This window comes from Parapedobacter luteus (assembly GCF_900168055.1).
In the GTDB taxonomy this organism is placed as follows: domain Bacteria; phylum Bacteroidota; class Bacteroidia; order Sphingobacteriales; family Sphingobacteriaceae; genus Parapedobacter; species Parapedobacter luteus.
Map to the genome: position 1 here is coordinate 118,847 of NZ_FUYS01000009.1, position 11,706 is coordinate 130,552.

The window sequence follows — 11,706 nt, forward strand, 5'->3', positions numbered from 1 at the left end:
AAAAAAAAACAAAACCAGCAGGCCGTTGTTCTCTATGAAGTTGCAGTGTAATCCTTTTGCACCGCGGGCTAACTAACACAGATATGAGACAACAAGTTATTGACAATGCGGCATCTCTTTATAAAGATCCTATTCCTGTTCCATTTCTCTTCCCCAGATATCCAGAGAAAATCCATTACCCATTAATCGAAGGGACATCCTACCGTTATGACGGCATTGCCGAAGGCTTATTTACGCTTGACAAAAACTGGCGATGCATCTATGCCAGCACAAGCTTTCTCCGTCTTTTGGACAAGAAATCGCATGATTTGGTAGGCAGCCAAGTGTGGGAGATATTTCCGGAACTTGAAGCTACTGCGTTAGGCAGTATTTATAAATGTTCGATGCACGATGGCATGCCCCGTATTCTCGTGGATTATATCCCCGCCTTCTCCGGATGGTTTCGCGTAAGCATCACACCTACCGCAGAAGGCATTGATACCATCATACAGCACCATACAAAATCGACATCCGAAAGACACCCTTCGTATACATCGGAAGAAAAGTACCGTACATTGTTCAACTCAATTGACGAAAGCTTTTGTTTAGTTGAGGTTTTGTTTGACACCTACAATCGTCCCTATGATTACCGCTTTCTGGAAACCAACGAGGCCTTCAAGCAACAAACGGACATTGAAAATGCAGTCGGCCGAACCATGCGAGAAATAGCCCCGCTACACGAAAATCACTGGTTTGAAATTTATGGCCACGTCGCACTTACTGGAGAATCCATCCGCTTTGAAAATCATGCTGAGCAGCTGCACCGCTGGTATGAAGTCTATGCATTTCGCATGGGAGCTGCCGAACAACGACAAGTGGCTATACTGTTCAAAGACATCACTGAGCGCAAGCGAATGGAGCACCTCAAAGATGACTTTATCAGCACAGCGAGCCACGAGCTTAATACGCCGCTTACCGGAATCAAGGCATATACGCAATTGCTGACGCGGGAATTACAGAAAGCAGGAGATAAAAGGAATACTGCATTGGCTAAAAAACTCCACCACCATGTGGAACGGATGGTCAACCTGGTCAATAATTTGTTGGACACTTCCAACATTACCAAAGGAGAGTTCCCCCTTACGAAGGAACGCTTCGACATCAACGACCTCGTTGGAGAACGCATCAATGAATTCAGGCTGCTTAACCAATATCATCAAATCATCCTAAACACAAAACCCGTAAGGCCGGTTTTCGCCGACCGCCAGCGCATAGGGCAAGCGTTGGGCAATATCATTACGAATGCTATAAAATACTCCCCCCCGACCGGAAAGATTACGGTCAGTGTCTCTGATGTAGACGAAAAATTCCTAAAAATCAGTATCGAAGACCATGGCGTTGGCATTCCAGCCCCTTCGTTAACTAACGTGTTTGACCGCTTTTTTCGTGCCGGTAGTGCCGATATGCCGACTTATCCCGGTATGGGACTCGGACTATACATTACCGCCCAAATCATTAAGCACCACGGAGGAACCATCACGGCAGATAACAAACCGGACAAAGGCGCGGTCTTTTCTTTCACGCTGCCCTATGACTAATTGACATTTGTCCACGTGTTCCACCTCGCCGCGAGCGAGAAACTTATATGCCCATGACGGACTATGCGATTGCATAATGTCCACTGAAATCAACCGCCAGTAAATACCATTTCAAAGCATACGAACGTTTTAAAAAAAAATTTGTTTGCCAACCTAAAAATTTGGCACCCTTTTCGCTAACAAAGGATAGGTTTAGGTTGATAGCCCCTAACCCCATTGGGGCGGCCGTCCCGATGTATATTGGGACGGCTTTTTTATTTATAGCTGCTATTTTACAGCCTAAATAGCTATTTTGACGATGATTCTTTAACTTAGACGCGTATCCCACTTCATTTAAAATTAATTGCATCTCATGAAGAAAATGATTACAATCATCGTAATGCTGTGCAGCATTTTGGTCACTTCGGCACAGGAAGAGGCCCGTTTATTGCGCTTTCCCGCCATCCATGGCAATCAGGTTGTTTTTACGTATGCGGGCGACCTCTACGTTGTATCGGTAAACGGCGGCGTAGCGCGCAAAATCACCAGTCATCCCGGTTATGAAATGTTTGCACGATTTAGCCCGGACGGTAAGCACATTGCATTTACCGGCCAATACGATGGCAACACGGAAGTGTTTGTCATTCCGGCAAACGGGGGTGAGCCTAAACGCATCACCTATACACCTACATTGAGCCGCGATGACTTGGCTGATCGCATGGGCCCCAACAACATTGTCATGGGTTGGACACCCGATAACCAACATGTAATTTACCGTAGCCGAGGCACTTCGTTCAATGCCTTCAAAGGCAAGCTTTATTTGGCGCCCCTCAACGGGGATCTCAGCCGGGAGTTGCCTTACTCAGTGGCCTCTTGGGCCTCGTACAATGCCGACGGCTCGAAGCTGGCGATGAATCGCGTATTTCGTGAATTCAGGACATGGAAATATTACCGGGGAGGGATGGCTGACGACATCTGGCTTACCGACCCGAAAACCGGTGAAACGGAAAACGTGACCAACCATCCCGCCCAGGATGTCTTCCCGATGTATTACAACGATAAAATTTACTTTGTAAGTGATCGTAATCGTATCGCAAACTTGTTTGTGTATGACACACAAACAAAGCAAACACGACAGGTGACCGACTTCAAGGACTACGACGTCAAGTTTCCCTCGTTGGGAGGTGACGCCATCGTGTTTGAAAACGGGGGATATATCTACCACCACGACCTCCTTAACGGACAGACCAAAAAGCTTAATATCGTTATCGCCGAAGACTTTGCCTCCGGACGCACCAAACAAATAGACGCATCCAATTTTATCTATAGCGCTGACCTGTCGCCAGATGGAAAGCGGGTGGTGTTTGGTGCGCGCGGAGACGTGTTTACCGTCCCGGCGAAAGCAGGCGTGACGCGTAACCTGACGCAAAGTAGCGGCGTACACGACCGCAATGTAGGATGGAGCCCGGATGGCCAGTGGGTAAGCTTTATTTCGGATCGTACAGGAGAAGACGAATTATACATCCAGAAACAGGACGGTACCGAACCGGCAAAACAACTTACCAAAGGGGGCGGCGCTTATAAATTTAACGCAGTCTGGAGTCCGGACAGTAAATATTTGCTATATGGCGACCGGAACCAAGATTTATATGTCGTAGATATCCAGTCTGGCAACAAAACACTTGCTGCTCATTCGGACGAAAGCACCATCGGCGCTTATACTTTTGGGCCCGACAGCAAATGGATTGCTTATAGCATGCCCGGCAAAGCCCGCGAATTTACCGTCATCAAGCTATACAACATCGAGACCAAGAAAACCATTACGGTCACCGACACGTGGTATAACAGTGGCCAACCGGAATTCAGCCCTGACGGCAAATTCCTGTATTTTGTATCGCAGCGCGACTTCAATCCGACATACAGTAGTACAGAATGGAATCACGTTTATAATGACATGAGTCGTCCCTATCTGGTCAGGCTCAGCGCTTCGACCAAGTCTCCGTTTACCGAGGAAAGCGACGAAGTAACGGTGAAAACGAACAAAGAAAAGGAAGAAAATGAAGACAAAAAGGCTGAAAACGCTGCAAAAAACGGTGTAATAATCACTGTCGACGAGGAAGGTCTGGCCGACCGAGTAGAGAGCTTGCCGGTATCGCCCGGTTCGTATTTCGGACTTGTTGCTACAGAAGATGGGCTCTATTATTCCAGTGCCGGTACCAATGGACGAGGATTCAAGTTTTTTAATCTCTCGGACAAGAAAGAAACAGAAATCGGGACTTTTGGAAGTTATGCGGTAAGTCCTGACAGAAAAAAAATCCTAATCCGCAGCAGCGGCGGATTCTTCATCGAAAACCTGGCCAAATCAAAAATTACGCCTACGAATAAGGTGGATTTGACGGGACTGAAAACGACCGTAGATCTAAAAGCGGAATGGAAACAAGTCTATGACGAGAGCTGGCGGCAGATGCGTGATTATTTTTATGATCCGGATATGCACGGAGTAAACTGGAAAGCCATGCACGACAAGTATGCGCCATTGCTCCCTTACGTCAACCATCGGGACGACCTCACTTACCTCATTGGCGAGCTGATAGCCGAGCTCAACGTTGGGCACGCCTACGTGAACAGCGGCGACCGCCCTGCAGTGGAACGTATACCTATGGGGCTTTTAGGTGCAACGTTCAGCCGTGACAAAAGTGGCTATTACCGCATCGACAGCATTCTTTCGGGCCAAAGCTGGAACAAAACGCTCGTATCCCCCTTGCGCGCTCCTGCTGCCGGGGCTAAAAAGGGCGAATACATCATCGCCATCAATGGCGTATCCATGAAAGACGTAGACAACCTCTATCAGACGCTTATTGGCAAAGCCGACCAACTCATCGAAATTGAAATCAACACAAATCCTGCACCCAACGGAGCGCGAAAGGTCCTTGTAAAGCCGATAGCCGATGAGTCCGCCCTTTATTACCATGAATGGGTACAGCAAAACATCGCAAAGGTAAACGCCGCAAGCAACGGCCGGATTGGTTATGTACATATTCCAGATATGGGCCCAGATGGTCTCAACCAGTTTGCTCGTTACTTCTATCCGCAGCTGGACAAAGAGGCCCTCATTATCGATGACCGCGGAAACGGTGGGGGCAATGTGTCGCCGATGATTATAGAACGTCTGCTGCGCAAACCTGGCTTAGGGACCATGCGGCGAAATAGTAAAACAGCGTCCATCAAGCCCGACGCGCACGTAGGGCCTAAGGTATGCCTCATTGACCAGTATTCTGCTTCGGATGGCGATCTATTTCCCTGGCAGTTCAAGCATTACGGGATCGGGCCACTCATTGGCCAACGTACTTGGGGCGGCGTAGTGGGCATCAGCGGCACCCTACCATTTATCGACGGCGGCGATATGCGAAAACCCGAATTTGCGCACTTCGCGGCGGATGGGTCATCGTTTATCATTGAAGGAGAAGGCGTGCACCCCGATATTGAGGTCATAAACGATCCCTATGAAGAGTACCAGGGTACCGATGCCCAGCTAACCAAGGGCATTGAGATATTAATGGAGCAATTAGCTAAAGGAGAGGCTACGGGTGTACCGAAAATACCCCCCTTTCCAAATAAAGCAAAATAGCTAACTATTCAAAGAGGTTATTCATGACGAATAACCTCTTTTTTTATTACTAAGAACCAAAACCAAACCAAAAAAAAGCCAACAACACCAAATAACCATCTATAAAAACTTAAAAAAAATATAAAATAAACAAGAAAACACCAGTTTATTTGACAAAAAACATATTTTTATAAAAAATTACCACAACAACGATAACAACAAACACTTCTTTTGCCCCCAAACCAACAGCCATGACAGCAAAAACGAACCATTTTTTAAAACATTACGCGTACACTCCCAATAATTGGGATGAAATGTATGACTCAAAAGCAGTAAGAAAACAATACGCGTCAGTTTTTGCTAACCTCCTACAACTGGATACTGATAGTTTAGTCAGCAAGCATGATATAGCAAGTGAGCTATTCATGAACCAGGGCATTACCTTTACCGTCTACGACAATGATGAAGGCATCGAGCGCATTTTTCCTTTCGATATCATTCCCCGCATCATTACCGGAACGGAATGGCAGCAGATAGAGCAAGGTATTGCCCAGCGCTTGAAGGCACTCAACCTATTTCTCAAAGACGTGTATAATGAGCAACAAATCATACGCGATCATATTATTCCTGCCAGCCTTATTGCCTCTTGCCCGCACTACAAGCGTGAAGTATTTGGCATCAAGGTACCCTACGACATCTATGTACACATCTCCGGAATCGATTTAATCCGAGGCAATGACGGAGTACTTTATGTGCTGGAGGACAACCTGCGTACGCCGTCCGGTGTGAGCTACATGCTAGAGAACAGGGAAGTAACGAAACGGATTTTCCCTGACATGCTCGCTTCGAATAATGTACGGCGGATCAGCCATTATCCGGTACTACTCCACGAAATACTCCTTGAATTAGCTTCCACCCAGGTATCTAATCCGCGCGTGGTATTGCTTACGCCAGGCATTTATAATTCTGCTTACTATGAGCATTCTTTCCTTGCACGGCAAATGGGCATCGACCTCGTTGAGGGTAGAGACTTACTTGTAGACAATCACAAGGTATACATGAAGACGACAAAAGGTTTAGAACAGGTGCACGTTATTTACAGACGTTTAGATGACGAGTACCTTGATCCATTGGTCTTTATGAAAAACAGTGTATTAGGGGTGCCTGGGCTTATCGGTGCCTATCGCAAAGGCAATGTAGCCATTGTCAACGCCCTGGGTAATGGTGTGGCAGACGACAAAGCGGTATATGCTTATGTTCCCGCCATGATTAAGTATTACCTCAATGAAGACCCAATTTTGCAAAATGTTCCCACCTACCAATTGAGTAATCCGGAAGCCATGCATTATGTATTTGAAAACTACCGGAACATGGTCATCAAAAACACCAACCAATCGGGCGGCTACGGCATGGTAATGGGCAACACCATCAGCGAAAAAGAATGGTTAAGAGCGAAAGTTATCATTGAAAACAACCCTCGTAATTATATCGCCCAGCCTATTGTCCAACTGTCAACGGTGCCCTGCTTCATCAACGGCAACATAGAACCCCGCCACGTGGACCTTAGACCCTATGCTCTTTATGGCCCCAAAGGCATTAAGCTGGTCCCCGGAGGGTTGACCCGTGTAGCGCTGAAGGCCGGTTCACTGGTCGTCAATTCTTCCCAAGGCGGTGGCAGCAAGGACACATGGATTGTAGATGAGTAACCTAAATCGATAAGACAGCAATTATGTTAAGTAGAATAGCCGACTCGCTTTTTTGGTTAAACCGATATATGGAACGTACGCAAAGTATCCTTCGTGTTATACGCAGCCACTATATCATCTCGTTGGATAAAGATGCCATTGGAAGCACCACGTGGAGACCTATCCTTGAAATTTTTGCGCAACTGACTGATTCGGAAATCACCCAAATTGAAGCGAAACCCGATATCGTGCTGCAAAAAATATTAACGGAATCCACTAACCCTAACTCAATTAAAACAATCGTGGCTCGTGCAAGGGAAAATGCACGTGGCGTCCAAAATCACATTACCAAGGAGCTGTGGGAAGCGGTCAACTCCATGTATCACCTGACCAACAAACCGTATCTCAATCAAAAACTATCCGGCCCCGAAGCCCTGGAAGTAGTCGACCAACTAATGCGCCAGAGCGTATTATACGCCGGTATCGCCGACATTACCATGCCGCGTGGAATGGGGTGGGACTTTATGAAACTTGGCAAATACCTTGAGCGAAGTATGGAGACCATCGTCATCACAGACAAACAGTGCCAGCTATTCGGATATGACATGCAACAAGAAAGCGATATTACAAAATGGCGCTTTCTCCTCATGTCACTTGCCGGATACGAAGTCTATCTTAAAACCTACCAAACATTTAGACACAACAACAATATCTTGCATCAGATGTTGCTTAATGAACATTATCCACATTCGGTGATTTTTTCGCTCACCAGGATAAACCGCTATTTGCGCGATGTAATCAAAGACAATGAGTCAAACGAAAAATTAGCATTAATACGTACATTTGGCCGTTTATACAGCAAAGTCAACTACATGGATCCTGAACGTTTGGAAACCATGGACTCGCGGGCTTTTTTTAAGGAATTGCGCAATGAGTTGTTGGTATTTCATAACCAATTGGAAAAAGTGTTTTTTTCTTATTAGTGCTCAAAAAATTGACAAATGGCAATTTTCAAAATCCACCATATCACCAAATACGAATACGACAATCCAGTAATGGATAGTGTCAATGAAATCCGGATTTTCCCCTATGCCTGCGCAGAACAAGAGCTTTTGCAATTGGAGCTGACCATCACCCAGACGCCGGACGTCTATCTATTCCGGGACTATTGGGGAAATAAATGCGGTCAATTTTCGCTTGTGGCCCCGCATCGAACACTGATGATTGCAAGTAAAGCCATCATACGTACAACACTCTCCAACCAATTGCAAATTGAGTTCCACAGCGATTTCAATCGGCTCCACACCGAAGTAGCGAACAATCTCGATCTTATTGAATTGACCTATCCCGACCAGATCAGTAACCAGTGGGCAATCGACCAGATAGTCGACCAACTTATGAAGGGAGGCGGAAGTGTAGCAACCGTCGTTGAAAAATGCTGCGAGTACATTTACAAGCGGTTTAAGTATGTAAAAGGGATCACCACCATCGAAACCACGGTAGATGAGATTTTGGAACACGAATCAGGCGTCTGCCAAGATTTCGCGCACTTGATGCTACAAGTATTGCGGACCATGGGGATACCAAGTCGTTATGTCAGCGGGTATATCTGCCCAAATAAAAACGGTATGAGAGGCGAGGGAGCTACGCATGCGTGGGTGGAAGCGTATATACCCGGTTATGGTTGGGCCGGTATTGATCCAACCAACAATGTTTGGGTCACAAACACACACGTCAAATTAGCGATAGGGCGCAATTTCAACGATTGCAGTCCGGTAAAAGGTACATTCAGGGGTAATACAAGGCAACACTTGTCTGTGTATGTATCGGTAGGTTACGAAGACGGCCACGTATTTGAGGACACCAATGCCGTAAAGCAAGAGCCCTTGCTTGATACCCAAGCGGTAGAAGCTTCGGACCATATCAGTACCCAACAACAGCAATAGCGCTTAGATAAGCCCGGCCAGCAGTGTTGGATATACGCCTAAAACTACCGTCAGTAATACCGCAACCCATATGGCAGCTTGATATTGAGCCGTCATCGTCACCTCATCACGATCTGCCGGCTTGAAATACATCGACACAATCACGCGGAAATAATAAAAAATACCCATTGCCGCATTGATAGCTGCAAGTACGACTAATAGCACTTGATAATCGGCCAATGCGCTGCTAAACATCATAAACTTTCCAATGAAACCGGCTGTGAGCGGAATTCCAGCCAGCGAAAGCATCGCAATAGTAAGCGCAGCGGAAAGGTAGGGGTTTTTCCGCGCCAAGCCGTTAAATGCCTCGAAATGGTCACTCCCCGTTGCCCGCTTTACCAAGATAAGTATTCCAAACGCCACTACCGATGCTAATGAGTAAGCTCCGGCGTATACCAGCACAGAGCTGGCAGCAGCCGGCCCAATCGCAACAATGGCAAACAACATGTATCCGGCGTGTGATATACTGGAATAGGCAAGCATTCGTTTGAAGCTTTGCTGAGCGATTGCCGTAATATTGCCAATAAACAAGGTAATAATGGTGATGACCAATAAGACCGGCTCCCAAAAGTCGTGCAACGGTATAAAGCAAAAGTAAAACAAGCGCAGAAATCCGGCAAAAGCAGCCGTCTTAACCACGGTACTCATGAATGTCGTAATTAGTATTGGGGCACCATCATAGACATCAGGCGTCCAAAAATGGAAAGGAGCAGCGCCTACCTTAAAGGCCAGCCCCACAATCAGCAGCAAGATACCTGCATAAAACAAAGGCGACACTCCCTGCGGATTGGCTATCACATACGCCTTGATTGCCGCCAAGTCGAAAGAGCCGCTTGCTCCATACAGGAGAGTAATGCCAAACAGGAGAAAGCCTGTTGAGAAAGCGCCCATCAAGAAGTATTTAAGTGCCGCTTCGTTTGAAGCGAAATCCTTTTTTCTAATACCAGCAAGAATATATAGGGCCACTGACATGATCTCGATGCCGATAAACAGCATGGCCAGGTTGTGAAAAGAGGTCACCAGCAATGCACCAGTCAGTGAAAAAAGAATCAGCGCATAGTATTCAGCCACATGCACGCTAGCCGCATCGAAATAGCCCTTAGACAACAACATGACCAGCATGGTCACCAAAATGCATAATACCGAAAACGCAATAGCATAATGGTCAAAAAGCACCATGCCACTATATATGGGCGTTGCGTCTCCTGCCCATTGCATGACATACATTACCAGCGCAGCGGCAAGCCCCAGGAGTGAAATAGGTAAAAGCGATCTCCCGGCTTTGAACAACCCCAAATACAACAATAATATGGCTAATAAAGACAGCGTAATAATCGCACTCATGTTTTGTTTATTATCTCTTTAATCCCTCCGGCTAATCTAATAACCTTCGGCATATACTATATTAGTTTTTACCTATCAATCCAACTTTATCGACCAATTCTGCTACCGCCGCTTCTGATATATTCAATAGCGGGCCGGGATACACACCAATGCCGATGATAAGTAGCACAATGACTGCCAGCACCAGCCATTCAGAACCTCGAATGTCTGGGAAAGCAGCTGTTTGCTCATTGACATCTCCAAACATTACCTTTTGATACATACTCAGCATGTAGACAGCGCCAAGTATCAAGGTAAGCCCCCCGAAGACTGCATACCAAACACCGTACTCGTACACACCAAGCAATAGTAGGAATTCGCCCACAAAACCATTGGTAAGGGGCAGTCCCACCGCCCCCATGACAATGACTAAAAAAACGATTGCCAATATCGGAGCGGGTTTAGCAATACCGCCCATGGCAGCTAAATCCCTGGTACCTAGCCTACGGGCCACAATGTCCAGCACAAAGAATAACCCAACCACACTGATTCCGTGGTTGACCATCTGAATAATGGCCCCCTGTACGCCTTGCACATTCCAAGCAAAAACACCCGCGCCGATGAGTCCTACGTGAGCTATCGATGAATACGCAACCAAGCGTTTGGCATCACGTTGTTTAAACGCGATAATCGACGCATAAACCACACCTATGATACATAATACCAAAGCGAGTTGTCCATATGCAGCGACACCGAGAGGCGCTACGGGAATCAACCAGCGGATGACGCCATATACCCCCATCTTAAGCATGATCCCCGCCAACAACATCGTTCCAGCCGTAGGAGCTTCCGTATAGGTGTCCGGCTGCCAAGTATGGAACGGGAATATGGGCATCTTAATGGCGAACGCAAGGAAAAATGCCCAAAAAATCCAACGTTGCGTGCTGGAGTCCAAAGCCAACTGATAAAACGACGACAACGCATAGTCATCTGTGGGTACTTGCAAATGCAGGTAAATAATAGCCGCCAACATAAGCAAGCTTCCCAAAAAGGTATAGATAAAAAACTTAAGATTGACGCGAATGCGATTTTCGCCGCCCCACAAGGCACAAATAAAGTAAATGGGTATCAACGCTACTTCCCAACCGACGTAGAATGCAAAAGCGTCCAACGCGGTGAATACCAGTAGCAACCCCGCCTGCATAAACAAGACCAGTGCATAAAACCCGCCTTTGTAATCATAACTAAATGCCGCCAGAATAATCAAGGGTACGAGCCCATTCGTCAGCAATACCAACGGTAGGCTAATTCCGTCGATTCCAACATGGAAATGGATGCCAAGAGACGGAATCCAAGCAAACCGTTGCTCGAATTGCATACTGGCATCCGGCACAAAATTCACTAAAAATGGAATAGTAAACGCCAGCGAAACCAATGATACCAAGAGCGCAAACTGCCTGGCGGCTTTCGCCTGCTGCACAAAGGCAAGCACCAATGCCCCAAAGACCGGAAGTAATAATAGTATAAATAGATTGTCCATGTACGCGATA

The 11,706-nt window shown here is 46.6% G+C and carries 8 protein-coding genes; 5 read left to right on the forward strand and 3 right to left on the reverse strand.

Annotated features, from left to right (window positions below):
- Window positions 1-83: 83 nt before the first annotated feature.
- Window positions 84-1,577 carry a PAS domain-containing sensor histidine kinase gene (locus B5X72_RS16010; RefSeq protein ID WP_079717934.1) on the forward strand — a complete coding sequence of 498 codons (1,494 nt, stop codon included), beginning with the start codon at window positions 84-86 and terminating at the stop codon, window positions 1,575-1,577.
- 61 nt (window positions 1,578-1,638) lie between these two features.
- Here the strand turns inward: B5X72_RS16010 and B5X72_RS16015 are convergent, their stop codons facing one another.
- Window positions 1,639-1,926, reverse strand: coding sequence for a hypothetical protein (locus B5X72_RS16015; protein WP_079717935.1), 288 nt, complete (start codon window positions 1,924-1,926; stop codon window positions 1,639-1,641).
- Between the two features lie 3 nt (window positions 1,927-1,929).
- Here B5X72_RS16015 and B5X72_RS16020 point away from each other — a divergent pair, with 3 nt between their 5' ends.
- The 4 genes from B5X72_RS16020 to B5X72_RS16035 all read left to right on the forward strand — a co-directional run bounded on the left by B5X72_RS16020 (window position 1,930) and on the right by B5X72_RS16035 (window position 8,794).
- Window positions 1,930-5,184 (forward strand): S41 family peptidase, encoded by a 3,255-nt coding sequence (locus tag B5X72_RS16020; RefSeq protein WP_079717936.1) that lies wholly within the window; start codon window positions 1,930-1,932, stop codon window positions 5,182-5,184.
- A 230-nt stretch (window positions 5,185-5,414) separates the two neighbouring features.
- Window positions 5,415-6,869: a circularly permuted type 2 ATP-grasp protein gene (locus tag B5X72_RS16025; protein WP_079717937.1), complete on the forward strand. Its 1,455-nt coding sequence runs from the start codon at window positions 5,415-5,417 to the stop codon at window positions 6,867-6,869.
- Between the two features lie 23 nt (window positions 6,870-6,892).
- Window positions 6,893-7,831, forward strand: a complete 939-nt coding sequence (locus B5X72_RS16030; RefSeq protein WP_079717938.1) for an alpha-E domain-containing protein — start codon at window positions 6,893-6,895, stop codon at window positions 7,829-7,831.
- 18 nt (window positions 7,832-7,849) lie between these two features.
- Complete coding sequence (locus tag B5X72_RS16035; protein ID WP_079717939.1) at window positions 7,850-8,794, forward strand: transglutaminase family protein; 945 nt, start codon at window positions 7,850-7,852, stop codon at window positions 8,792-8,794.
- Window positions 8,795-8,797: 3 nt separating this feature from the next.
- Here B5X72_RS16035 and B5X72_RS16040 read toward each other — a convergent pair whose 3' ends face one another.
- Together B5X72_RS16040 and B5X72_RS16045 are read right to left on the reverse strand one after the other, a co-directional pair.
- Complete coding sequence (locus tag B5X72_RS16040; protein ID WP_079717940.1) at window positions 8,798-10,177, reverse strand: NADH-quinone oxidoreductase subunit N; 1,380 nt, start codon at window positions 10,175-10,177, stop codon at window positions 8,798-8,800.
- A gap of 61 nt (window positions 10,178-10,238) precedes the next feature.
- Window positions 10,239-11,696: a complex I subunit 4 family protein gene (locus B5X72_RS16045; RefSeq protein ID WP_079717941.1), complete on the reverse strand. Its 1,458-nt coding sequence runs from the start codon at window positions 11,694-11,696 to the stop codon at window positions 10,239-10,241.
- Window positions 11,697-11,706 lie beyond the last annotated feature (10 nt).